General features: G+C 64.2%; 26 protein-coding genes. 12 read left to right on the top strand and 14 right to left on the bottom strand.

What is annotated here, in order from left to right; genetic code table 11:
* Positions 1-13: 13 nt before the first annotated feature.
* Positions 14-1,264: a Zn-dependent hydrolase gene (locus L0V05_RS11855; protein ID WP_234870746.1), complete on the bottom strand. Its 1,251-nt coding sequence runs from the start codon at positions 1,262-1,264 to the stop codon at positions 14-16.
* Between the two features lie 132 nt (positions 1,265-1,396).
* Between L0V05_RS11855 and L0V05_RS11850 the strand changes: the two genes are divergently transcribed.
* The 5 genes from L0V05_RS11850 (at position 1,397) to L0V05_RS11830 (ending at position 4,998) form a co-directional block, all read left to right on the top strand.
* A complete protein-coding gene (locus L0V05_RS11850) occupies positions 1,397-2,029 on the top strand; it encodes a TetR/AcrR family transcriptional regulator (protein ID WP_234870744.1) in 633 nt (210 codons plus the stop codon).
* 142 nt (positions 2,030-2,171) lie between these two features.
* Entirely contained in the window at positions 2,172-2,456 is a 285-nt protein-coding gene (locus tag L0V05_RS11845; protein ID WP_234870742.1) for a hypothetical protein, read from the top strand.
* A gap of 258 nt (positions 2,457-2,714) precedes the next feature.
* A complete protein-coding gene (locus L0V05_RS11840) occupies positions 2,715-3,647 on the top strand; it encodes an FkbM family methyltransferase (RefSeq protein ID WP_234870740.1) in 933 nt (310 codons plus the stop codon).
* Complete coding sequence (locus tag L0V05_RS11835; RefSeq protein WP_234870739.1) at positions 3,640-4,530, top strand: hypothetical protein; 891 nt, start codon at positions 3,640-3,642, stop codon at positions 4,528-4,530. Before L0V05_RS11840 ends, L0V05_RS11835 begins: the two co-directional genes overlap by 8 nt.
* A 12-nt stretch (positions 4,531-4,542) precedes the next feature.
* Positions 4,543-4,998, top strand: a complete 456-nt coding sequence (locus tag L0V05_RS11830; protein ID WP_234870737.1) for a heme-degrading domain-containing protein — start codon at positions 4,543-4,545, stop codon at positions 4,996-4,998.
* Positions 4,999-5,056: 58 nt separating this feature from the next.
* On the opposite strand, the gene L0V05_RS11825 is transcribed toward L0V05_RS11830, so the two are convergent.
* From L0V05_RS11825 to L0V05_RS11815, 3 genes are all read right to left on the bottom strand, one after another.
* On the bottom strand, positions 5,057-6,163 hold the full coding sequence (locus L0V05_RS11825) for an extracellular solute-binding protein (protein WP_234870736.1): 1,107 nt from the start codon (positions 6,161-6,163) through the stop codon (positions 5,057-5,059).
* Between the two features lie 106 nt (positions 6,164-6,269).
* Complete coding sequence (locus L0V05_RS11820) at positions 6,270-7,508, bottom strand: lytic murein transglycosylase (RefSeq protein ID WP_234870735.1); 1,239 nt, start codon at positions 7,506-7,508, stop codon at positions 6,270-6,272.
* Positions 7,509-7,603: 95 nt separating this feature from the next.
* On the bottom strand, positions 7,604-8,083 hold the full coding sequence (locus L0V05_RS11815; protein ID WP_234870734.1) for a GNAT family N-acetyltransferase: 480 nt from the start codon (positions 8,081-8,083) through the stop codon (positions 7,604-7,606).
* Positions 8,084-8,203: 120 nt separating this feature from the next.
* Between L0V05_RS11815 and L0V05_RS11810 the strand changes: the two genes are divergently transcribed.
* Positions 8,204-8,812 (top strand): TetR family transcriptional regulator C-terminal domain-containing protein, encoded by a 609-nt coding sequence (locus L0V05_RS11810; protein ID WP_234870733.1) that lies wholly within the window; start codon positions 8,204-8,206, stop codon positions 8,810-8,812.
* Between the two features lie 78 nt (positions 8,813-8,890).
* Complete coding sequence (locus L0V05_RS11805; protein ID WP_234870732.1) at positions 8,891-10,225, top strand: acetyl-CoA hydrolase/transferase family protein; 1,335 nt, start codon at positions 8,891-8,893, stop codon at positions 10,223-10,225.
* 102 nt (positions 10,226-10,327) lie between these two features.
* On the opposite strand, the gene preA is transcribed toward L0V05_RS11805, so the two are convergent.
* The 3 genes from preA to L0V05_RS11790 all read right to left on the bottom strand — a co-directional run bounded on the left by preA (position 10,328) and on the right by L0V05_RS11790 (position 13,657).
* A complete protein-coding gene (gene preA, locus L0V05_RS11800) occupies positions 10,328-11,629 on the bottom strand; it encodes an NAD-dependent dihydropyrimidine dehydrogenase subunit PreA (protein WP_234870731.1) in 1,302 nt (433 codons plus the stop codon).
* An 81-nt stretch (positions 11,630-11,710) separates the two neighbouring features.
* Positions 11,711-12,250: a DedA family protein gene (locus tag L0V05_RS11795; protein ID WP_234870730.1), complete on the bottom strand. Its 540-nt coding sequence runs from the start codon at positions 12,248-12,250 to the stop codon at positions 11,711-11,713.
* Between the two features lie 66 nt (positions 12,251-12,316).
* Complete coding sequence (locus L0V05_RS11790) at positions 12,317-13,657, bottom strand: NAD(P)-dependent oxidoreductase (RefSeq protein WP_234870729.1); 1,341 nt, start codon at positions 13,655-13,657, stop codon at positions 12,317-12,319.
* 257 nt (positions 13,658-13,914) lie between these two features.
* Here L0V05_RS11790 and accB point away from each other — a divergent pair, with 257 nt between their 5' ends.
* On the top strand, positions 13,915-14,412 hold the full coding sequence (gene accB / locus L0V05_RS11785) for an acetyl-CoA carboxylase biotin carboxyl carrier protein (RefSeq protein ID WP_234870728.1): 498 nt from the start codon (positions 13,915-13,917) through the stop codon (positions 14,410-14,412).
* Between the two features lie 32 nt (positions 14,413-14,444).
* Positions 14,445-15,791, top strand: a complete 1,347-nt coding sequence (accC, locus tag L0V05_RS11780; protein WP_234870727.1) for an acetyl-CoA carboxylase biotin carboxylase subunit — start codon at positions 14,445-14,447, stop codon at positions 15,789-15,791.
* A gap of 18 nt (positions 15,792-15,809) precedes the next feature.
* On the opposite strand, the gene L0V05_RS11775 is transcribed toward accC, so the two are convergent.
* Positions 15,810-16,733: an NAD(P)-dependent oxidoreductase gene (locus tag L0V05_RS11775; RefSeq protein WP_234870726.1), complete on the bottom strand. Its 924-nt coding sequence runs from the start codon at positions 16,731-16,733 to the stop codon at positions 15,810-15,812.
* 100 nt (positions 16,734-16,833) lie between these two features.
* Here L0V05_RS11775 and L0V05_RS11770 point away from each other — a divergent pair, with 100 nt between their 5' ends.
* Positions 16,834-17,706 carry a LysR family transcriptional regulator gene (locus L0V05_RS11770; protein WP_234870725.1) on the top strand — a complete coding sequence of 291 codons (873 nt, stop codon included), beginning with the start codon at positions 16,834-16,836 and terminating at the stop codon, positions 17,704-17,706.
* A complete protein-coding gene (gene aat, locus L0V05_RS11765) occupies positions 17,691-18,332 on the top strand; it encodes a leucyl/phenylalanyl-tRNA--protein transferase (protein ID WP_234870724.1) in 642 nt (213 codons plus the stop codon). The genes L0V05_RS11770 and aat overlap by 16 nt, the downstream gene beginning before the upstream one ends.
* Here aat and L0V05_RS11760 read toward each other — a convergent pair.
* Genes L0V05_RS11760 through L0V05_RS11750 form a run of 3 tightly spaced genes read right to left on the bottom strand, consistent with a single transcriptional unit; the run spans position 18,281 to position 19,481 of the window.
* On the bottom strand, positions 18,281-18,652 hold the full coding sequence (locus L0V05_RS11760) for a DUF2155 domain-containing protein (RefSeq protein WP_234870723.1): 372 nt from the start codon (positions 18,650-18,652) through the stop codon (positions 18,281-18,283). The two genes, aat and L0V05_RS11760, sit on opposite strands and share 52 nt — an antisense overlap.
* Positions 18,649-19,107, bottom strand: coding sequence for an outer membrane lipid asymmetry maintenance protein MlaD (gene mlaD / locus L0V05_RS11755; protein ID WP_234870722.1), 459 nt, complete (start codon positions 19,105-19,107; stop codon positions 18,649-18,651). Before mlaD ends, L0V05_RS11760 begins: the two co-directional genes overlap by 4 nt.
* Positions 19,107-19,481 carry an NADH:ubiquinone oxidoreductase subunit NDUFA12 gene (locus tag L0V05_RS11750; RefSeq protein ID WP_234870721.1) on the bottom strand — a complete coding sequence of 125 codons (375 nt, stop codon included), beginning with the start codon at positions 19,479-19,481 and terminating at the stop codon, positions 19,107-19,109. Before L0V05_RS11750 ends, mlaD begins: the two co-directional genes overlap by 1 nt.
* 131 nt (positions 19,482-19,612) lie before the next feature.
* Here L0V05_RS11750 and L0V05_RS11745 point away from each other — a divergent pair, with 131 nt between their 5' ends.
* Positions 19,613-20,182 carry a chloramphenicol phosphotransferase CPT family protein gene (locus tag L0V05_RS11745; protein WP_234870720.1) on the top strand — a complete coding sequence of 190 codons (570 nt, stop codon included), beginning with the start codon at positions 19,613-19,615 and terminating at the stop codon, positions 20,180-20,182.
* 113 nt (positions 20,183-20,295) lie between these two features.
* On the opposite strand, the gene clpX is transcribed toward L0V05_RS11745, so the two are convergent.
* The 3 genes from clpX to L0V05_RS11730 form a co-directional block, all read right to left on the bottom strand.
* The gene (gene clpX, locus L0V05_RS11740; RefSeq protein ID WP_234870719.1) at positions 20,296-21,564 is read right to left on the bottom strand and encodes an ATP-dependent Clp protease ATP-binding subunit ClpX; all 1,269 of its coding nucleotides are present in this window, start codon (positions 21,562-21,564) and stop codon (positions 20,296-20,298) included.
* Between the two features lie 132 nt (positions 21,565-21,696).
* Complete coding sequence (gene clpP / locus L0V05_RS11735; RefSeq protein WP_234870718.1) at positions 21,697-22,329, bottom strand: ATP-dependent Clp endopeptidase proteolytic subunit ClpP; 633 nt, start codon at positions 22,327-22,329, stop codon at positions 21,697-21,699.
* A gap of 113 nt (positions 22,330-22,442) precedes the next feature.
* Entirely contained in the window at positions 22,443-23,939 is a 1,497-nt protein-coding gene (locus tag L0V05_RS11730) for a protein adenylyltransferase SelO (protein WP_234870716.1), read from the bottom strand.
* Between the last annotated feature and the right edge of the window lies 1 nt (position 23,940).

Below are 23,940 nucleotides of genomic sequence, written 5' to 3'. Positions count from 1 at the left end.
CCCCGGTCCGCCCTCAGTCCACGATCACCGCCGTTTCCAGCACCGCGTGCAGCAGCACATCCGTCCCCGCCGCCGCCCATTCCGGGCTGATTTCCTCGGCCTCGTTATGGCTCAGCCCGTCGACGCAGGGACACATCACCATCACCGTCGGCGCCACCCGGTTGATCCAGCAGGCGTCATGGCCGGCGCCGGACACGATGTCCATGTGGCTGTAGCCCAGCCGCTCCGCCGCCGCCCGGACGGTCTTCACGAGGCCCGCATCAAAGGTGACCGGGTCGAAATGCCCGACCTCCTCGATCCCGATCCTCAACCCCAGCTCGGCGGCCACCGCATTGGCGTGACGGATCACCTCGGCCTTCATCGCGTCGAGCTTGGCCTGCTCGGGCGAGCGGATGTCGACGGTGAAGATCACCTTGCCGGGGATGACGTTGCGCGAGTTCGGGAAGACCTTCACCTGCCCCACGGCGCCTACGGCATTCGGCAGGTGGCTCATGGCGATCTGGTGGACCCGTTCGGTGATCCGCGCCATGCCGAGGCCTGCATTGACCCGCATATTCATGGGAGTCGAGCCGGTATGAGCGTCCTTGCCGGTGAGCGTGATCTCCAGCCACCACAGACCCTGCCCGTGGGTGACAACGCCGATATCCTTGCCCTCGGCCTCAAGGATCGGGCCCTGCTCGATATGCAGCTCGAACATCGCGTGCATCTTGCGGGCGCCGACCTTTTCGTCTCCGACCCAGCCGATCCGCGCCAACTCCTCGCCGAAGACCTTGCCGTCGAGGTCAGTCCGCGCCTTGGCGTATTCCTCGGTATGAAGACCGGCGAAGACGCCCGAGGCGAGCATGGCCGGCGCAAAACGCGCGCCTTCCTCGTTCGTCCAGTTGGTCACCACGATCGGGTGCTTTGTCTTCACGCCGAGGTCGTTCATCGAGCGCACCACTTCGAGCGCGCCCAGCACCCCCAGAACCCCATCGAACTTGCCACCCGTGGGCTGGGTGTCGAGATGCGAGCCCATATAGACCGGCAGCGCATCGGGGTCTGTCCCCGGCCGGGTGAAGAACATGTTGCCCATGGTGTCGACGCCCATGGTCATACCGGCGGCTTCGCACCAGCGCTTGAACAGATGGCGGCCCTCGTTGTCGGCATCGGTCAGCGTCTGACGGTTGTTGCCCCCCGCCACGCCCGGCCCGATCTTGGCCATCTCCATCAGGCTGTCCCACAGGCGCGGGCCATTGATCCGCAGGTTGGCTCCGGGTGCTGGCATCAGCTTGCTCTCCCTGGTCGCGGGGCGTCTCGCGCGCCTCTTGCGACGAATCCGTGTCTGACCATATGGTCAGGAAAGAAGGCACCATAACCTGACCATCCGGTCAACGAATATCTTGAGGCGCGCGACAGGATGACCGAGGCCCCCCGCCCCCTTCGCCGAACAGAAATCCGGCGCGAGAATGAGAAGCTCATTCTTTCGGCAGCGGAAAAAGTCTTTGCAGAGGCTGGGTTTGGCGGCGCGACGATGCAGCTCATCGCCGATGTGGCCGGATTGCCCAAGGCCAACCTGCACTATTATTTCGCAACCAAGGAAGACCTCTATCGCCGCGTCGTGCGCGACATTTTCGAGATCTGGCTGAAGGCGGCCGAGACCTTCGACAATGCCCCCGGCCCGGTCGAAGGGATTGGCGCCTATATCGACGCCAAGATGGAGATCAGCCGCCGCCATCCCGACGGATCGAAGGTCTGGGCCTCTGAGGTCATGCACGGTGCCCCAGTGATCCAGGACTATCTGGAGACGACGCTCCGCGACTGGACCGAGGGGCGGATCGCGGTGATCCAGCGCTGGATCGACGAGGGCAAGATGGCGCCGGTCGATCCGCGCCACCTGCTCTACATGCTCTGGGCCACAACCCAGCACTATGCCGATTTTGGCCACCAGATCGAAACGCTGAACGCCGGCAAGCCTCTGTCCGACCGCCAGTGGAAGGCCGCGAAGGACAGCGTCAAGACCATCATCCTGACGGGGATCGGGGCGCTGTAAGCGCAGCGCTTCCGCGGGATGATGTCAATCTGGGGAATGTGTCGAATTTAACGAGGGTTCATGCGATTCCGCTCTAAGCTCGCCTCGGACGGCATCGAGTCGTCCTCCATTACTTTAAACATTCACTGGGAGGGCCAAGAAGATGAAGGGATCACTGATCGCCGGTTTCACGGCACTGCTGCTCGTGACTGCCTGCTCTGCGCCGACTGCGACCGTTCGGGTCAAATGCGGCAATACGGATGTGCTCATGCCGGGCGCGCTTGCGAACCAGATCAAGGAACAGACCGGCGAGATCGAATTCGGCCACGAGGTCTGCAAGGCCGTAAAGGATGTCGACGCCTCGACCTACACCCAGCCGACCGACGTGAAGGTCATCATGTCGAACGGAAACACCTATCAGGTCCAGCTGCAGAAGAACGCGGGCTAAAAAGCTGATTGCGTCGCGGCCGCCCCAGCCAATCGGACGGGGCGGCCGTTCCGTTCTTGATTTCCGTCATCTGCGTCCCGCATCTTGCCCGAACCTGTGCAATGCAGCAGGTTGCGTCCTGACAATTCCCAGTCGAGGCAGTTCTTTGACGATGTCTCTCCATTGCTGCGAGACCCAGACGGGCGTCGTTGGGTTTCCTTCCCTCAACGAGATTGCGCCATCGCGCTCTTGCACTGATGCTTCCAGACTGGACCTGGCGTGACTGAAGCGCCGCCCTTCCTTGCGCTGTTGCTTGACGAACTGAGCCCCGTTCGGCCCACCTCGATCGTGGATGTTGGGGCGAACCCGATCAACGTGCCACCCTATGCGCCGTTGCTGGCGTCCGGCGGATGTGTCGTCACCGGATTCGAACCGCAGCCCGAGGCGTTCGCGGCCCTTCAGGAGCGGCACACACCGAACGAGCGCTATCTGCCCCATGCCGTCGGCAATGGCGAAACGATGGAACTGAAGGTGATGCGGTCGTCAGGCATGACCTCGCTCCTTGAGCCGTACATGCCCGGCCTGACGCTTCTCGGGCATCCTCGTTGGGGCAAGGTCCAACAAAGGATCGAGATGGAGACCGTGCGTCTCGACAGCCTTGAGGACCTGGGGCCGATCGACCTCCTCAAGATCGACATCCAGGGCGCCGAACTGATGGTGATCGAGGCGGCGCGGCGGGCCTTGTCCGAGGCTGTGGCCGTGATCGTGGAGCTTCGGTACCTGAGGCTCTATGTCGGCGAGCCGATGATGGGAGGCCTTGATCTTGGCCTGCGGGATCTGGGATTCGGGCTGCACAAGTTCCTGTTCAACAAGAGCGTGATGGTGCCCAACTCGCAGTCCGGGCGCCTGAGATCGGCGATCGCGCAGGACCAGCTGGTCGATGGCGACGCGGTTTATGTGAAGGACATCTCGCATTTCGAAACCTTTTCGGACGAACAGCTGAAGCACCTGGCCCTGCTCGCCGCCTCGACCTTCCAAAGCTATCCGTTGGCGATACGCTGCCTAGACGAGCTTGCCGCCCGTGGAATCGTGGCGGAGGATCTGGCCGAACGCTTCGTGACCAGACTGGATCCCCAGCTGCTGCGCCCCTCTCGCCGGTCCGATGACGGCCGAGCGAGGACGGCGCCCCGCAAGGCCAGTCGCAATGGTTGATCCGGTTCCCGTCGCATTTGCCACCATGGTGCGCAACGAGCCGATCTTCCTGCCGATCTGGATCAACCATTACGCCCGGCTTGTTCCGAAATCGCAGCTCTTCATCCTGTTCGATGGCGGGGACCAGGACATCCCACCCGAGGCCGAAGGATGTCAGGCTCTGGTCCTGCCCCGCGGAGCGATCGCCGCGGGATGGGAACGCAGGCGCTGGTCGATGCTTGCCGATTTGGCCGCGATGCTGCTCGCGAGATTTGATGTGGTTGTCCTGCACGATGTTGACGAGCTGATCGTCGCCGATCCGCAGATCACCTCTGATCCGCTGGCCACGCTCCTCACGGCGAGAGAGCGGGGTGTCATCTCGCCCTTCGGGGTAGAGATTATTCACCGGACCGATCTCGAGACATCCTCCTTCGACCCGGCGCGCCCTGTGCTGGATCAGCGAAGCCATGCACGCGTCAATGCAAGCTATAGCAAGCCCTGCATTCTGGGCGTGCCGGTGCGCTGGTCGCCCGGCGGGCATTATGCCTCGCATCAGACGCTGGATATCGACCCAGCCCTGTACCTGTTCCACTTGCGCTTCATGGACCGTGACCTGCTCCTCGAGCGGCAAGCCAGCCGCAACACCTTCATGGGCGAGGCGCCCGAGGACGACGAGGCGCCGGCGGGAAACGGATGGTCCCGGGACCAGACGGAGATTATCGACTTCCTCGACTCCTTCGTCGCCAAGGGGAAGCCGCAGACAACCGATTTCCGGTTCGACTGGCAGCGGGAGCGCATCCGGTCCGACTGGTCCTTCGACGCTGCCGAGGGCATCTGGCGCCACGGGAAACTTCACAACCGCAAGACCTATCTCATACCCGAGCGGTTCCGCTCGGCCTTCTGAAAGGACTGCCCATTGGACGCCAGCACCTATGATGCCGAGGAACGCGCCCTCGCCTTCGAGTCCTTCGACGAGAACAGGGCGATCGAGCTCGGCCTTGCGCTGGTTCGCCTCGCCAGCGAGGCTGGCCATCCCGTCGTCATCGATATCCGCAGCTCGGACCGAACCCTGTTCCATGCCGCCCTGCCCGGATCCGGCGGGATCAACGACAACTGGGCCCGGCGGAAAAGCAACACAGCCCTAGCCTTCCGCAAGGCGTCACTCGTGGTCGGGCTACAGAACAAGGCCAAGGGCGAAAGCCTGGCGGTGCATGGCCTGGATACCTCGGATTACGCCGATCATGGCGGCGCTGTCCCGATCCGGGTCAAGGGCACCGGGGTTGTCGCCGTCGCCACGGTTTCCGGACTGCCGCAGGTCGAGGACCACAATCTGGTGATCCGCGCCCTGCGGCTGATCCACAGCCAAGGCTAGCGCGCAATCTGCTTCAAGAGAAATTGCCAAAAGTCTTCAAAGACTTTTGGCACGAAGCTCAACTGCCGGTCATGATCCGCTGCCAGGCGCGCGTGCGAGCGCTGTCATAGTCCGCGCTGACCGCTTCGGGCAGCCAGATACGCGCCTTGACCTCGGCATCGGGATAGACGGCCGGGTTGCCGCGGATCGCCGGATCGACCAGTGCGTCGGCATCCTTGTTTGCGTTGGCATAGGCCGTGTAGTTCGTCGCCGCGGCAATCACTTCTGGCTTCATCATGAAATCGAGGAAGGCATGCGCCTCTTCCTTGTTGGCGGCATCCGCGGGGATGATGAAGGCATCGACCCACATCGTGCCGCCGGTCTTGGGCACGAAATACTGCAGGTCAAGATCAAGGCCAGCTTCCTTCGCCCGCGTGACCGACACGGCATAGTCGCCGGCCCAGTTCATGGTGACGCAAAGCTCTTCATTGGCCATGTTGGCGATGTAGGCGTTGTTGTCGAAGGACCGGATGAAGGGGCGGACCTTGTCGAAGGCGGCGATCGCCGCATCCAGATCCGCCGGATCCTGCGACATCGGATTCTTGCCAAGCCAGGCCAGGATCATCGGCATCACCGTGCCGGGGCTGTCGAGCATGTTGACGCCACAGGCCGACAATTTCTCCATCACCACCGGATCGAACAGGAAATCGAGCGTCGATGGATCGGTGCCGGGGGCGAATTCCTCGACCAGTTTGCGGTTCACCGTGATGCCGGTGGTCCCCCACATATAGGGAAGCGCATAGGCGTTGCCCGGATCGAGCGGATCGAGGATCGCCATGATCGCCGGGTCCATATGCACAAGGTTCGGCATCTTCGCCTTGTCGAGCGGCGCCATGATGCCCGCCGCCTTGAACCGCGGCAGGTTCCGGCCTGCGGTCACGACCACGTCATAGCCCGATTGACCCGCCATAAGCTTGGCCTCTGCCGCCTCGGCGCTGTCATAGACGTCATAGACCGGCGTGATGCCGGTTGCGGCCTCGAAATCTGCCAGCGTGGTCTCACCGATATAGTCTGCCCAGTTGTAGACATTGACGGTCCGGCCCTGGGCAAGGGCGAGACGCGAAAGGAATGGCGTGGCAAGGGCGGCGGCTCCAGCCCCGAGCGCGGCCCGGCGGGTCAGTTTCATGTTGCACTCCCTGGTCAGGACCGCCTGTTGCCGGCGGTCTCTGGCCCGAGCCTAGCATCGGTGCGGCCCGCCGGGCAACGATTTGCTTAACGCCCCGTTCAGTCGGTCAGCGCAGGGCCTGAAGCAGCTCCTGCGTCGCAACGCCCGTCACAGCCATGCCATGTGCGGCCTGATAGTCGCGGATCGCCTGTTCGCTCTTCTTGCCGATCACGCCGTCTGTGCCTTGAGTATCGTAGCCCGCCGCAGTCAACCGCCGCTGGATCTCCTGCCTGTCGGCCAGCGTGAGGCCCTGCGCGTCTGGCGGGAAGTTGCCCTGGATCGCGGGTCCACCGGCGATCCGGTCGGACAGGTGACCGACGCCGATCACGTAATTGACCGCGTTGTTGTAGCGGGCGATGGCGTTGAAGTTGTTGAAGATCAGGAAGGCCGGACCAGACGACCCCGCCGGCAGCAGCAGCGAAGCCGGGCCGTAATCCGGAACCACCCGCCCGTTCATGTCGCGGACACCCATGGCGGCCCAGGCCGAGGTCGAGCGGCCCTTGCCGCGTCCGGCGACACTGGTGTCGAACCCTGCCGGCAGAGTGACCTCCACCCCCCAGGGCTGGCCCTTGCGCCAGCCCGACTTCTGCAGATAGGCGGCCGTCGAGGCCAGCGCGTCGGTCGGGTCCGCCGCCCAGATGTCGCGCCGCCCGTCGCCGTCGTAATCCACCGCATAGGCCAGATAGGTCGTCGGGATGAACTGGGTCTGCCCCATCGCCCCGGCCCAGCTGCCCGTCATCCGCTCGGGCGTGACATCGCCATTCTGGACGATCTTCAGCGCCGCGATCAGCTGGTCCTCGAAGAAGTCGGCGCGATAGCCGCTATAGACCAGTGTCGACAAAGCGCCCACGACCGGGATGTTGCCGGTCCGCGTGCCGAAATTGCTTTCCACCCCCCAGACGGCGACGATCACCTCGGGCTCCACCCCGTAGGTCGCCGAGATCGAGTCGATCAATCCGCGATAGCGTGCCAGCGCCGCCTTGCCGTTCGCCACCTTCTCGTCCGAGGCGGTGATGGCCAGATAGTCCTGGAGCGAGCGCTTGAACTCGGTCTGGTTATTCGCCTTCTCGATCACCTCGGGCATATAGCCGCCATGGGCAAAGGCCCGGTCATAGGTCGCGGCCGAGATGCCCCTCGCCTCGGCGCGCGGCCGGAAGGCAGCAACCCACCGGTCGTAGTCGGGATTGGGCACCGGCTGCATGATCGGCTCCGGTCCCGCGCTCGCCACGCGTCCACCGCCACCCACACAGGCCGACAAGCCCAAAACGGAAATGCCGATCAAGATTGCCCGTCGTGTCGCCTGCATGATTTGCCTCGCTGTTCTGTTTTGTCTGAAGGCTAGCGCATGACGGGGAGAGTTCAAAGATCACCGGACCGCAAAGATTGACCGGGCCAGCCAGATCAAGCCGGGTGATCTCGGCCTCGGGACCGCCGCCATTCCAGAACGACATCCTCGCCGTGCCGTTCACCCGACGCCCGCCATCCAAGTCTTTCGTAGAAGCCGCTTGCCCGGACATCGGGATCGGGGTTTGCGTAGAGCCACAGCCGCTCGTGCCCGGCGGCCAGCAGGCGCGTTGTTACGCGGTGAAGCAGGTTGCGGCCGATGCCCCGTCCCTCCCAGTCGGGCAAAAGGGCCACCACAACCACCTCGCCCGTCCGTTCGTCGCCCATCGCAAAGCCCACGATGCCGCTCCCCGCCTCGACCACCCAGCCGAACAGCCCCCGGCTCATGTCTGCCGCCACGCCTTCGGGCGTAATGCCGTAGTCGCGCTCCATCTCCTCGCGCGTGACGGGGTTTTCACGGGTCAGCGCCCGCATCTCCATCGTCGCGGGGATGTCGTCGATCCGCATCGGACGGACGCTCCAGCCGGTATCAGCCACAAGCAGGCCCCTCTTGCAGGAGGTGAATATTTGACCGGACGGTCAATTGCAGGGTAGCAAGAGGGGAAGGGTCAGGAAAGGCAAGATGGGCGCGGAAGGTCGGCTTCAGGCGGCAGGGCGATGAGCAAGCCGCGCACGAGAATCCAGCAGCGGAACTCGGAGGCGATCCTTGACGCCGCGCTCGAGGTGTTTTCCCAACACGGCTTTCGCGGCGCGACGCTTGACCAGATTGCCGAGGTTGCGGGCCTGTCGAAGCCCAATCTGCTCTACTACTACCCATCGAAAGAGGCGATCCATGTCGCGCTGCTGAGCGGCCTGCTCGACACCTGGCTCGACCCCTTGCGCGAAATGGACCCGGCCGGCGAACCGGTTGAAGAGTTGCTGGCCTATGTCCGGCGCAAGCTGGAACTCAGCCGCGATTTCCCGCGCGAAAGCCGGCTTTTCGCCAACGAGATCCTTCAGGGTGCGCCACGGATCCAGGAAGCGATCGAAGGCGATCTGCGGACGCTGGTCCAAGAGAAAGCTGCCGTCCTGACGCGCTGGATGGACGAGGGTCGCATCGCCCGCGTCCACCCCGTGCACCTGATCTTCTCGATCTGGGCCCTGACCCAGCACTATGCCGACTTCGACGTACAGGTCCATGCGGTCCTCGGCCCGGCGGAACCCGATCCCTACCCAGAGGCGCATCTGTATCTCGAGACGGTCTTCCGCAGGCTTCTTGCCGTCTGACCCCCGGCGAAAACGCTTGTGCCCTGCGCCAAATCGCGGATTCTGGCAGGGGGAGCCTGTTCCGGGGGAGATTTCAGGATGATGATGCGCAAGGCTGCGGCACCGGCCCGGCGGATTTCGGCCGCGGAAGCGGCTGGTCTGGTGCAGTCCGGCATGTGGGTCGATTACGGCGCGGTGCTGGCCCAGCCCGATGTCTTTGATGCCGCGCTTGCCGAACGCCGCGCCGAGTTGCACGGGGTCAAGGTCCGGACCTGCCTGTCGACCCGCCCCCGCGCGGTGCTGGAACACGATCCCGACAACCAGCATTTCTTCATGCTCAGCCTGCATTTCTCGGGCTATGACCGGCGCAAGCACGATGCCGGGATCGTGTCCTATCTGCCGGTGAACCTCGGCGAGATCCCCGACTATTACCGCCGCTTCCTTCCGCCGGTGGATGTCGCCGTCTTCAAGACCCGGCCGATGGACAAGGACGGCAACTTCAACCTCGGGCCGGCCAATCTCTGGCACCGCGCGGTCGCCGAGCGGGCGCGCCTGGTCATCGTCGAGGAAAGCGAGGCCGTGCCCCTCTGCAAAGGGGTCGAGAACCACCTTCATGTCTCGGAAGTCGATTTCATCTTGCGTGGCGACGACCATCCGCTGACCGAGCTTCCAAACCCGCCGCCGACCGAAGTCGACCGAGCGGTGGCGCGTCTCATCATGGAAAGGATCGACGACGGCGACTGCCTGCAAATCGGCATCGGCGGCATGCCGAACGCCGTCTGCTCGCTTCTGGCCGAAAGCAGCGTCAAGGACCTCGGCATCCATACCGAGATGCTGACCGACGGGATAATCGACCTTTACAAGGCAGGGTTCCTGACCGGTGCGCGCAAGCAGATCGACCGTGGCAAGATAGTCTACAGCTTCGGCCTGGGATCGAAGCCGCTTTACGACGCCGTGAACGACAATCCGGATTTCCACTGCTGCCCGGTCGACTACACCAACCTGCCGCAGAACATCATGCAGAACCACAACATGGTGTCGATCAACAACACGACCCAGATCGACCTGACCGGACAGGCGGCGTCGGAGTCGGACGGGCTTCGGCATATCAGCGGGACGGGCGGGCAGCTGCAGTTCCTGCGCGGCGCCTATGCCTCACCGGGCGGGCGATCGTTCCTGTGCCTGTCCTCGACCTATGACAAGAAAGGCGACCGGAGAAGCCGCATCAACCTGCACCTGACCCATGGCAACACCGTCACCACGCCACGAACCGACGTGATGTATATCGTCACCGAATATGGCTCGGTCTGCCTCAAGGGCCTGTCGGTCCCGGAGCGGGCGAAGGCGCTGATCGGCATCGCGCATCCGGATTTCCGCGAGGATCTGGAGCGCGAGGCCTATCACCACCGCCTGATCCCGCGCGGGTTCTTCTGACCGGCCGGAACAGCGCGGGCGCAAATTTCTTCGAAGAAATTTGCCGAAAGCCTTCAAAGGCTTTTGGACCGGCCGCCCCTGACGGCAGGCCGGTCCTCACGATCACTCTGCCGCCTTGACCGCCATCGGGTTGTTCGGATGGGTCGTCCAGTTGGCATAGGGTTCCACCCGGCGGCCCGTGCGTTCGTCCAGCGCGCCGAGCGGCAGCGTCTCCATCGTGATGCAGTTCTCGACCGGGCAGACGTTGACGCAAAGGTTGCAGGCGACGCATTCGTCATCCTTCACCTCGAAGACGCGGCCCGGCTTCATCGCGATGGCCTGGTGGCTGGTGTCCTCGCAGGCGGCATAGCAGCGACCGCATTTGATGCAGGCGTCCTGGTCGATCCGCGCCTTGGTCACGTAGTTGAGGTTCAGGTCCTGCCATTCGACGAAATTCGGCACGGCGCGGCCGACCAGGTCGGACAGCGCCATTTCCTTTTCGTCCAGATACTGCGACAGGCCCGAGATCATCTCCTGCACGACCTTGAAGCCATAGGTCATGGCCGCCGTGCAGACCTGCACGTTGCCCGAGCCAAGCGCCATGAACTCCGCCGCGTCACGCCAGGTGGTGACGCCGCCGATCCCCGAAATCGGCAGTCCGCGGGTTTCATGATGGCGCGCGATCTCGGCCACCATGTTCAGCGCGATCGGCTTCACAGCCGGGCCGCAATAGCCGCCGTGGCTGCCCTTGCCGTCGATCGTCGGGAAGGGCGAGAAGGCGTCGAGATCGACATTGGTGATCGACTTGACCGTGTTGATGAGCGACACGGCATCCGCCCCGCCGCGCTTGGCCGCCATCGCCGGCGGCAGGATCGAGGTGACGTTCGGCGTCAGCTTCACGATGCAGGGCATCCGGCTGTACTGCTTTACCCACCGGGTGACCATCTCGATGTATTCCGGCACCTGCCCCACGGCCGAGCCCATGCCGCGCTCGGCCATGCCATGCGGGCAGCCGAAGTTCAGCTCCACCCCGTCCGCCTCGGTATCCTCGATGCGCTTGAGGATGTCCTTCCAGCTCTCCTCGTCGCAGGGCACCATCAGGCTGATGACCAGCGCCCGGTCGGGATAGTCGCGCTTGACCGACTTGATCTCGCGCAGATTCACCTCGAGTGGTCGGTCGGTGATGAGCTCGATGTTGTTCAGCCCCATCAGCCTGCGGTCCGAACCCCAGATCGCACCATAGCGCGGGCCCGAGACGTTGACGATCGGCGGCCCTTCGGACCCGAGCGTTTTCCACACGACGCCGCCCCAGCCGGCCTCGAAGGCGCGGCGGACGTTGTATTCCTTGTCCGTCGGCGGCGCCGAGGCCAGCCAGAAGGGGTTCGGGGATTTGATGCCGATAAAGTTGGAGGTCAGGTCGGCCATGGCGGGTCTCCTATGGCAAGGGGCGCGAGGCGGCCCCCTGGCCGCCCGCGTCCGGGCTGAGGATAGCAGAAAATGCGGGGATCAGTGACCGGCGAAGAGGTTCCAGACCCATCCGATGATGAGTCCGCCCACCTCGCCGGATTTCGGCACGACAAAGGCCCAGCCGATCGACCCCACGAGGTTGAACAGCATGAACTTGCCGAAGGGCATCAGCGCGATGCCGCAGAGAAGGAAGGCCACGGGCCGGAGCGGCCCGAAGAAATGACCGAGGATGATCGCGAAGGGTCCCCACTTGTTGAACGCGTCCTTGCCACGCTGCACCAGGTCGGGATGCTTGTTGATCGGCCAGAAGTTCAGCATGTAGTCGCCGTAGATCAGGCCCAGGAACCACGACAGCGTCGATCCCAGGATCGCGCCGATCGAGGCGCCGATGAAGATCGGCGTAAAGCTGAGCTCGCCCGTCGCGACCAGCGCGCCGACGGCGACCAGGATTGCGGTCGACGGGATGGCCAGCGACAGGAAGGCGAGATTCTCGGCAAAGGCGAAGAGCAGGGCGATCCAGAAGGCCCAGGCCGAATGCGTGGCCATGAACTTCACCAGTCCGTCGATCGCCGCTTCCATCTCTCGCTCCGGGCTGGCCGCGCCGTTTGCCTAGCCCGGAGGCGACAGGGATGCAACCCGGACAGATCATGCCCCGGCCATCAGGCTGGCGTGGATGTCCTCGGCGGCATCGCGACCCTCGGCCACGGCGGTCACGGTCAGGTCGTTGCCCCCGGCCGCACAGTCGCCACCCGCCCAGACGCCGGGCAGAGACGTCCGCCCTGCCCCGGTCACCGCGATCTTTCGGCCTTCCAGCTTCAGGCCGTCGGGCTGGCCTTCAAGCGTCTGGCCGATGGCCTTGAACACCTGATCAGCCCTCAGGACGAAGGTCTCCGCCGACAGGGCAAGGCCATCCTGCCCCTCGATCGTGTAGGCGAACTCGATCTCGCGCACCGCGCCGTCGCCATGGACGCGCAGCGGGGCTGCGCCGGTGATGATGCGCACGCCTTTCGAGGCGGCATGTTCCTGTTCGTAGGTCGAGGCCGACATCTTGTCCTGCGTGCGGCGATAGACGATCGTCACGTTCTCGGCGCCGAGCAGCTTGGACTGGACCGCGGCATCGACTGCCGTCATGCCCCCGCCGATCACCACAACGTCGCGCCCGATGGGGAGCGTCGACTTGTCCGCGGCCTGGCGCAGTTCAGCGATGAAATCGACCGCATCGCGGACCATCGCCTTATCCTCGCCCTCGGCCCGCAGCGCGTTGACTCCGGCAAGCCCGATGCCGAGGAAGACCGCATCATGCGCCTTGCGCAGGTCGTCCAGAGAGATGTCGCGGCCAAGCGACTTGCCGGTCTTGACCGTGATGCCGCCGATCTTCATCAACCAGTCGATCTCGGCCTGGGCGAAGTCATCCGGCGCCTTGTAGGCGGCAATCCCGTATTCGTTCAGGCCGCCGGCCTTCTGCCGCGCGTCGTAGATCGTCACGTCGTGGCCATGCATCGCCAGCCGATGCGACGCCGCAAGCCCGGCCGGCCCCGCCCCGACCACGGCCACCGTCTTGCCTGTCCGCGCCGCACGGGCGAAGGGATGAACCCCCTTTGCCATCAGAGTATCGGTGGCATAGCGCTGGAGCCGCCCGATTTCGACCGGCTTGCCTTCTGCCACCTCGCGCACGCAGACCTCCTCGCACAACTGCTCGGTCGGGCAGACGCGGGCGCACATGCCGCCAAGGATGTTCTGCGACCAGATCGTCACCGCTGCCGCCTCGGGAGTGCCGGTGGAGATCTGGCGAATGAACAGCGGGATGTCGATCGAGGTCGGGCAGGCCGTCATGCAGGGCGCGTCATGGCAGAAGTAGCAGCGATCCGCGGCCACCTGCGCCTCGTGCCGGTCAAACACCGGGTCCTTGTCGGCGAAATGCTCGCGATAGGCGGTGGCGGGCAAACGCCCCGGCACCACGCCGGGCGTCAGCTGGCTGTTGGTCACTTTGGACCCTCCCGTTGATGTTGTTCTTTTGAAGAAGGCTGCCACAGCGTCATTTTTTTATCAAATGGTAAATTTTCGTTTCGGCGCGATGCGGCAGGGATCGAAAAAACGACGCCGAAAATTTGGGCAATCCGGTTGCGGCACCTCTCAAGGTAGGCGCTTTTCACCCCACGATGCCTCGCATATAACGGGCGGGCCATGAGGCGGCCCTGGGGTCCGCCCATCAAGAACCAGAAGAACATCCCATAGAGGACGGCATGAGCAAACAAAGCACCGACGCGGACGTGGCCTTCATCCAGGCGCTCGCGGAGCTTCTGAACAAGAACGACCTGACCGAACTGTCGGTGAAACGGGAATACGGCGAAGACGACAGCCTGGAAGTGCGCGTCGTCAAGCAAGCCAACATCGTGACGACTGCCGTCGCCGCCCCGGCACCCGTGATTCATCACGCGGCCCCCACTGCCGTTGCAGCAGCGCCAGCCCCTGCCGCTGCGGCTCTGGTCGAGGATCCCGCGCAGCATCCGGGCGCGGTGACATCGCCGATGGTCGGCACCGTCTATCTGGCTGCCGAACCGGGAGCGACGCCCTTCGTCAGCATCGGCGCGACCGTGAGCGAGGGACAGACCGTGCTCATCATCGAGGCGATGAAGACGATGAACCACATCCCGGCCCCGCGCGCCGGGACGGTGAAGCGCATCCTGATCGAAGACGGCTCGCCGGTCGAATACGGCGCGCCGCTGATGATCATCGAATGAGCCCGGAAGCGACGACACAGGGAACCCGACCCATGTTCGACAAGATCCTGATCGCCAACCGGGGCGAGATCGCGCTGCGCGTCATCCGCGCCTGCCGCGAGATGGGCATCACTTCGGTCGCCGTGCATTCCACGGCGGATGCCGACGCGATGCATGTGCGCATGGCCGATGAAAGCGTCTGCATCGGCCCGGCCCCGTCCTCGGAAAGCTATCTCAACAAGGCCGCGATCATCTCGGCCTGCGAAATCACCGGGGCGCAGGCCGTTCATCCGGGTTATGGCTTCCTGTCCGAAAACGCCTCGTTCGCGCAGGCGTTGGAGGATCACAGCATCACCTTCATCGGCCCGTCGGCGGAACATATCCGCATCATGGGCGACAAGATCACCGCCAAGGAAACCGCCAAGGCACTTGGCATTCCGGTGGTCCCGGGCTCGGACGGCGGCGTGCCGGATTTCGAGACGGCGCTGAAGGTTGCGGCCGAGATCGGCTATCCGGTCATCATCAAGGCCACCGCCGGCGGCGGCGGCCGGGGCATGAAGGTCGCAAAATCGCCGGAAGAGCTGGAGATCGCCTTCCGCACCGCCCGGTCCGAGGCCAAGGCCGCCTTCGGCAACGACGAAGTCTATATCGAGAAGTACCTGCAGAAGCCGCGCCATATCGAGATCCAGGTCTTCGGCGACGGACGCGGCAAGGCGGTGCATCTGGGCGAGCGTGACTGCTCGCTGCAGCGCCGGCACCAGAAGGTGTTCGAAGAAGCGCCCGGCCCGGTCATCACGCCGGACATGCGGGCGAGGATCGGCCGCATCTGCGCCGAGGCGGTCGCCAAGATCAACTACATCGGCGCAGGCACCATCGAGTTCCTCTACGAAGATGGCGAGTTCTACTTCATCGAGATGAACACCCGCCTGCAGGTGGAACACCCGGTGACCGAGGCGATTTTCGGTGTGGACCTGGTGCGCGAGCAGATCCGCGTGGCCTCGGGGATGGATATGTCCTTCACCCAGGACGATCTCGTCATCAACGGCCACGCGATCGAGGTCCGGATCAACGCCGAGAAGATCCCGGAATTCGCCCCCCGCCCCGGCAAGGTCAAGGTGTTCCACGCCCCCGGCGGCCTTGGTGTGCGGATGGATTCGGCGCTTTACGGCGGCTATTCGATCCCGCCCTATTACGACAGTCTGATCGGCAAGCTGATCGTCCACGGCCGCGACAGGCCCGAGGCGCTGGCGCGGCTGAACCGGGCGCTTGGCGAATTGGTGATCGACGGGGTCGAAACCACGATCCCGCTCTTCCACGCCCTTCTTGCCGACTCGGACATCCAGACCGGCGACTACAACATCCACTGGCTGGAAAAGTGGCTGGCCAAGAAGTTCGCCTAAGTCCAGAGGCTCCGGGGGCTACTCCGGGGCCTTGACCTCCCACGGTTTCTGCCAGTCTCCTGGCACGCGCAGGTCGATCCCGGCATCGTCCTCGATCACCTTGCAGACGGTCATCTCCCCTGCCCCCATGCCATATCGCCGACCCGCCTCGCGGAACCGTTCATGCGTGGCAGCCGTCAGGTCATTCCGCGTACCGGTGTGGCGGATCAGTTCGTCGATCAGGTCGAGGTCCTTGAGGCACAGCGCGATCGGGAAGGACGGATCGTAATGCCCGGCGAAAATCGAGGGAACGTCATGGGACAGAACGAAACTGTCGGCGGCACCGCCCTTCATCACCTCCCACCAGACCAATGGATCAAGTCCGGCGAGCTTGGCCGTCACCATCGCCTCGCCGATCGCCGCCGCATGGATTTTCCATAGCTGGTTGTTGACGAGCTTGGCCACATATCCGTTGCCATAGCCGCCAACCTTGCGCAGCCGACCCATCGCCTCGATCACGGGTCGGACGCGCTCGATGACCGCATCGTCCCCGCCGACAAACATCGGCATGTCGCCCCGAATCGCGGCATCGACCGACCCGGTAACCGGCGCATCGACGGCAAATCCGCCCCGTGCCTCGAACTCTGCCGCAAGCTCGCGCATCAGGAACGGGCTGGACGTGGTCATGTCGATCCAGATCTTGCCCTTTGGCTCGCCCGACAGGAACCCGCCCGGCCCCCGCATGACCTCGGCGACCTGTTTTGGGCCAAAGACCATCGTAACGACCACGTCGGCGGCGGCCAGGACATCAGCTGGCGACCTGGCAGCGACGGCCCCCATCGCCACAAGCGGTTCGGCCGCCTCGGGCCTGATGTCGTAGACGACCAGATCAAATCCCTTGCGCCGCACGTTCGTGGCCGCATTCCGCCCCATGGTTCCCAGTCCGATGAAACCGACCCGCATCGCCATCCTCCGCTCTCTGTGGCGATTGGAAGCATCGCCAGGCGGGTATAGGGTCGCAAACAAATGATCCTTATCCCGGTATCAGCGGGGGTTATGGCAATTGGATATCGAACTCCGACTGCTGCGAAGTTTCGTTGCGATCTACGAGACCGGCTCGATCTCTCGGGCTGCTGAACGGCTGCATTGCACGCAAGCCGCGATGAGCATGCGGCTGAAACTCCTGGAGACCGACATGAAGGGGGCGCTCTTCCTGCGCCAACACCATAGGATGGAGCCCACCGCGCTAGGCAATGACCTCTATGCCCGCGCGCTGACGGTCCTCGCCGTGTATGACGAGATGTTGTCGGCGACCCGCCGCCCCACGCGCGCCCGCGTCCGCATCGGGATGCCCGACGACTACGCCCTCGCCTTCCTAGGGCCAATGCTGGAGGCACTGGGCCCTGCCGCCAACGAGATCGACATCGAGGTGGTCTGCGACCTAAGCGCCACGCTGCTGGCGCAGGTCCAGCGGCGCGAGGCGGACCTGGCGCTGGTCACCCTGACGGTTCCACCGCCGGATGCACGCCTGACGGTGCGCGCGCCGCTCCGCTGGCTGACCGGCCCGGCAATGCCCCGGGACACGGTCCGGCTTGCCGCCTATCCCGAGGGCTGCGTGTTCCGCCGCGCCATGATCGACACGCTGACGGCGGCAGGGACACACTGGCAGGTCGCGATGCAAAGCCGCGGCCAGGCCGGGATTCTTGCAGCCGTTCAGGCGGGGGCGGCAGTGACGGCGGTTGCCGCGGGAACCGGGCCGGCGGGCCTGACCGAGATCGAGGCGGACGAGACGCTGCCGCGGTTGCCCGACGTGACGCTGTCACTGGTCTCCGCTCCGGAGAACGGAACCTCTGCCTTAGCGCACGTCACCCATGTGCTGGCGGACGTCCTGGCCAGGCGCTACGCCCTGGATGCTGCCCGATGTCAGACCGCCTGAGCGCGCCCATCCTCCTGCGCGCCTATGCCGCCGGGATCTTCCCGATGGCGGAAAGCCGCGAAAGCGAGGGGATCCATTGGCTGGACCCAAGGCGCAGGGGTATTCTGCCCTTGGACGGATTTCACATTTCACGTTCGCTTTCCCGCAGAATACGCGGATGGAATTATACAATTCGAACAGACAGCGATTTTGATGGCGTGCTGCACGGTTGTGCTGACCGCCCCGAAACCTGGATCAATCCGGCAATCCATGGACTTTACATGGAGCTGTTCCGCCAGGGTCACGCGCATTCGCTGGAGGTCTGGGAGGGCGATGAGCTGGTCGGTGGTGTCTATGGCGTCGTGCTCGGTGCGGCCTTCTTCGGTGAAAGCATGTTCTCGCGCCGCACCGATGCCTCGAAGGTGGCGCTGGCCTGGCTTGTGCATCGGCTGAGGGCTGGCGGCTTCACCCTGTTCGACACGCAGTTCCTGACCCCGCATCTCGCCTCGCTTGGCGGCAAAGAAATCCCCCGCGGCGACTATCACCGCCGCCTTGCCGAGGCCTTGAACCATGAGGCCGGCTTCGATCCGCCCGGCTATTCGCCGTCGCGGGTCGGCGTGTCGCAACGCAGGATCCAGACGTCGTAGCGCGGATGGTCCAGCGCGTTCAGCGCCGGGCTCGAGGCCACCATCCAGCCGGCAAAGACCGGTGCCCCCGGCGTCATCGCGTCCATGATGGTCAGATGCGCATAGGCGTTCGAGGCGGGATCGGCGAGCGGATAGCGGCAGTCGTCCAACTGAACGGTCAGCCGTTCATGCGTGGCGCTCTGGCCGCGGCTCAGGTCGATGTCCTCAAGCTGCCCGGTCAGACGATCAAGCAGCCGAACCACGCCGCCCGGGGCATCGCCCACCTCTTCGGCCATGGCCGGAAAGGCGATGACAGCGGCCAGCAGCCCGGCTCGGATCACGTCTTGTCCTCACTCGATCCGCTGACGAACTTCATCAACAGCGTGATCAGGCTGACGGCGCCTTGCGTGTCTTCGATCTCCGCACCCGGAGGCAGCATCTCGGTCGATCCGCCCGGCTGAATTTCGACGAAATTGCCCCCGAGCAGCCCTTCGGACGAAATCACGATGGCGCTGTCATCAGGCAGTTCGATCCCGTTCTGCACGCTGACGGTCGCATCGGCATAGAAGGTCTGCGGGTTCAGCGTCAGGCTGGTCACCGTTCCGACCTTCACCCCGGCCAGCCGCACATCCGTGCCGACCTTCACCCCTTCGACCGAGCGGAAACTGGCCTTCAGGGGATAGCTGCCGCTGTCGGTCGGCGAAAAGCCGGTATGCTGGCCGGCATAGACCAGAAACCCGAGGGCAACGGCCAGAACTGCGCCGCCAGCGACGACTTCTGTGACGTTCTCGGCCATTATTCTGGCTGCCAGGCCTCGTAATCGGCCCGAACGACCGGGTCAGGCCGGCGGATCGAGCCGGGCGGCGCATAGGCCGCCAGAGTGCCCGTGAGGTTCTCCTGATGCGGCTTTTCCCAGGCCTTGTGCTTGAGCGGCGACTTGGTCGGCGGGTCGTTCCAGGTGTGGTGCAGCCAGCCGTGCCATTCGGGCGACACGCGCGAGGCTTCGGCCTCGCCGTTATAGATGACCCAACGGCGTTTGCCGTCGCGGGTCTCGTAATAGATGTTGCCCTGATCGTCCTCGCCCACCTTGACGCCCCGGCGGGCGGTGAACAGCTGGGTGCCGAGCGTCTGGCCGTTCCACCAGGTGACAAGGCGCTTGAGGAATTCCATCGGGGCCTCCGCGGGTCGTTTGCCCCTCTATGGCCGAAGGCGGGCGCGAGGTCCAGAGGCGAGAACGCCCTGCGCGGGATTGCCGCCCCGTCCGTCGCGGCCTAGCCTGCCCGCAAGCGGAAGGACGCCAGATGCCGAACCAATCCACCATCCTGGTCCTGAACGGCGTCGGCAGCGTCGGAAAATCGTCGGTGGCGCGCGCCCTGCAGGAGCGGCTGGCAGCGCCCTTCATGCACGTAAAGATGGACAGCTGGATCGAGATGTTGCCTGCAGACCTTCAGGACGATCCCTCGACCTTTGCCTTCATCGCTGGAGTGGAGGCGGGGATGCCGAGCGTTGCAATCCATTCGGGACCTCTGGGCGGCAGGCTGATGGCCGGCTTTCGCGCCTCGGTCGTGGCGATGGCCGACGCCGGCAACGACCTGATCGTGGACGACGTGATGCTGTCGCCGGCAGAGGGGGAAGAGTATCGTCGGCGTCTGGAAGGTCACGACCTGCGCATGATCGGACTGCACGCCCCTCTACACGTGCTGGAAGCCCGCGAGCGGTTCCGCGGCGATCGGATGCCTGGGCTTGCCCGCTGGCAATTCGGCCGGGTCCACCGCGGCCAGCTTTATGATCTGGAACTGGAGACGGGACAGTCGTCGCCCGGTCAATGCGCGGACGCGATCATCCTTGCCTTCGGCCTGACAAGACGCTGACCGGCACAAACGATTTTTCTGCGAAAAATCAACGCGTCCCAGGATTCTTCGCAGAAGAATCGAAAAGGGCAGACGCGTGCCTGCCCTTTCGCAATTCCATTTCTGGAGTCAGGTCAGCCTGCCGAAGCCGGTTCCTTCTTCTTCTTCGGCTCGGTGAAGATCAGCAGCGGTTTGGCACCGCTCTTCACGGCTTCCTCGTTCACCACGACCTCTTCCACGCCTTCCATGCCCGGCAGTTCGAACATGGTGTCGAGCAGGATGTCCTCCATGATCGACCGAAGGCCACGCGCACCGGTCTTGCGCTTGATCGCGCGCTTGGCGATGGCGACAAGAGCATCCGGGGTGAAGGTCAGCTTAACGCCCTCGATCTCGAACAGGCGCTGGTACTGTTTCACCAGCGCGTTCTTCGGCTCGGTCAGGATGGTCACCAGCGCCGCCTCGTCCAGGTCGGTCAGGGTGGCGATGACCGGCAGACGGCCGACGAATTCCGGGATCAGGCCGAACTTCAGCAGGTCTTCCGGCTCAAGCTCCATGAACAGCTCGCCCACGCCACGCGCATCCGGGTCCTTGACCTCGGCGCCAAAGCCGATGCCCGAGCCCTTGTTGCGCTGCGCGATGATCTTTTCCAGCCCCGCAAAGGCGCCGCCACAGATGAACAGGATGTTCGTCGTGTCGACCTGCAGGAATTCCTGCTGCGGATGCTTGCGACCGCCCTGGGGCGGAACCGAAGCGATCGTGCCTTCCATGATCTTCAGAAGCGCCTGCTGCACGCCCTCGCCCGACACGTCGCGGGTGATCGAAGGGTTGTCGGACTTCCGCGTGATCTTGTCGACCTCGTCGATATAGACGATGCCGCGCTGTGCCCGCTCGACGTTGTATTCCGACGCCTGCAGGAGTTTCAGGATGATGTTCTCGACATCCTCGCCGACATAGCCGGCCTCGGTCAGCGTCGTCGCATCGGCCATGGTGAAGGGCACATCCAGGATGCGGGCCAGCGTCTGCGCGAGCAGCGTCTTGCCGCAGCCGGTCGGGCCGATCAGCAGGATATTCGACTTCGACAGCTCGATATCGGTCTTCGACGAGTGGTTCAGCCGCTTGTAATGGTTGTGCACCGCGACCGAGAGCACGCGCTTGGCATGGATCTGGCCGATCACATAGTCGTCCAGAACCTTGCAGATCTCGCGCGGGGTCGGGACCCCGTCCGAGGATTTCAGCCCGGAGGATTTCGTTTCCTCACGGATGATGTCCATGCAAAGCTCGACGCATTCGTCGCAGATGAACACCGTCGGTCCGGCGATCAGCTTGCGGACCTCATGCTGGCTCTTGCCGCAGAACGAGCAGTAAAGCGTGTTCTTGCTGTCGGAGCCGGAATTGTTCGCCATCGTCGTCCTCTGCCTGGCGGCCGCCCGGCCCGAAGGCTGGCCTTGCCTCTAACGTGAAAAGTCTAGGACAGACCCAAAACCTTCACAATCGCAAATCATGCCCCGTGGCCTTATGGCCACAGGGCCCCGACGTCACTTCGCCGTGTCGTCCATCTTGCCGCGGGCCTCGAGGATCTCGTCGATCAGGCCCCAGGCCTTGGCATCCTCGGCCGACATGAAGTTGTCGCGCTCCAGTGCCGCTTCCACTGTTTCCAGGGACTGCCCAGTGTGTTTCACGTAGATCTCGTTCAGCCGGCGCTTCAGCTTCTCGGTTTCGCGGGCGTGGATCATGATGTCCGTCGCCTGGCCCTGATACCCGCCCGAGGGCTGGTGGACCATCACGCGGCTGTTCGGCAGCGAGAAACGCATTCCCTTCTCCCCCGCCGTCAGCAGGAGCGAGCCCATCGAGGCCGCCTGCCCGATCACCAGGGTCGAAACCTTCGGCCGGATGTACTGCATCGTGTCGTAGATCGACAGGCCAGAAGTGACCACACCCCCGGGGCTGTTGATGTACATGGCGATTTCCTTGGACGGATTCTCCGACTCAAGGAACAGCAGTTGCGCGCAGATCAGCGACGACATGCCGTCATGCACCGGGCCAGCAAGGAAGATGATCCGTTCCTTCAGGAGGCGCGAATAGATGTCATAGGCCCGTTCGCCCCGGCTGGTCTGTTCGACCACCATCGGCACGAGCGTGTTCATGTAAGTGTCGATCGGGTCTTTCATCGGTCCTGCCTCATGTTCCGCGATGACTATCGCCGGTGGTCTTGCCAGAGTCTTAGTTGCGCGTTCCGGGGGCTGCAAGGGCAGCCCTGGGCAAAAGGCAGGCAGGACCGGAGTCAGGTGCCGCAGAAGGTACGAAAATTCTCGGTAAAGGACTGCGGAGGCGGCAGAACGAAAGCCTCGCGCCCTTCCATCTCTTCAAATGGTCGCTGGATTTGGTCGAGAAGCGCCTCAAACGGGGCAAGATCGTTCTCCCAGACCGCCGCCGCGATCGCTTCTTCGACCTTGTGGTTGCGGGGAATGACCAGAGGATTGACCCGATCCATCGCTGCGGCCCGGACCTCTGCGGGCCGGCCGTCACGCATGCAGCGCGCCTGCCAGAGCGTGAGCCAGTCATCGACCGCCGCGGGATTGCCGAAGAGCAGCCGGAACGCCGAGGCATCGCCTTGCGCCACACGGGACAAGCGCCGGAAGACAAGCGTCCAGTCCGCCCTTTCCGCCTCCATGATCGCAAGAAGGCCAAGCGCAAGCGCCGCGTCGCCGTCCTCGGCCTCCGCCAGCCCCAGTTTCGCCCGCATCCGGTCAGTCCAGGCGCGTTCGTAAGCTGGAACAAAACCCTGCAAGACATCCGTCGCCCGTTCCACCGCGCGATCCTCGTTCGGGTCGATCAGCGGCAGAAGCGCTTCGGCAAGCCGTGCGAGGTTCCATTGGGCGATACCCGGCTGGTTGCCGTAGGCGTAGCGGCCCTGATGGTCGATCGAGGAAAACACCGTCCCTGGCGCATAGGCGTCCATGAAAGCGCAGGGGCCATAGTCGATGGTCTCGCCCGACAGCGTCATGTTGTCCGTGTTCATGACACCATGGATGAAGCCCACCGCCATCCACTGGGCAATCAACTGAGCCTGTGCCTCGGTCACCGCCCCCAGCAGCGCCAAGGCGGGAGGCTCTGCGCTGGCGACTGCGGGATAATGGCGGGCAAGCGTATAGGTCGTCAGCTTGGCCAGGTTCTCTCGGTCGCCGCGGGCCGCAAAGAACTGGAACGTGCCCACGCGGATATGGCTGGCCGCCACGCGGGTCAGAACCGCCCCGGGCAACGCCGTGTCGCGAAGGATCTGCTCTCCGGTCGCCACGGCCGCGAGTGCTCGCGTGGTCGGGATGCCAAGAGCATGCATCGCCTCGCCGATCAGGTATTCACGCAGGACCGGCCCGATGGCCGCCTTGCCGTCGCCGCGGCGCGAGAAGGGTGTCTGCCCAGATCCCTTCAGCGCGATGTCTCGCCGGCGTCCCTTCCGATCGATCACCTCACCCAGCAACAGCGCGCGTCCATCGCCCAGCTGGGGCGAAAACCCCCCGAACTGATGGCCCGCATAGGCCTGCGCAAGCGGTTCGGCATCGGATGGAGGAAGGTTGCCCGAAAACACCTCTGCCCCGAGCGGCCCGTCAAGGGTCGCGGTGTCCAGCCCCAGCTCTTCGGCCAGTTCGCGGTTCAGCTTCAGAAGCCGCGGCGCCGCTACGCGTGCGGCCCGCCAGGCAACAAACGTGCCTGGCAGGTCGCGCGCATAGCTGTTGTCCAATCCGAAGACCGGCGCGGTATGGGGCGCTCCGTCGGGCATG

The organism is Alitabrizicola rongguiensis (assembly GCF_021491355.1).
Taxonomy (GTDB): domain Bacteria; phylum Pseudomonadota; class Alphaproteobacteria; order Rhodobacterales; family Rhodobacteraceae; genus Aliitabrizicola; species Aliitabrizicola rongguiensis.
The sequence above is the reverse complement of the archived record's forward strand: the minus strand, read 5'-3'. Positions and strand labels throughout refer to the sequence as shown.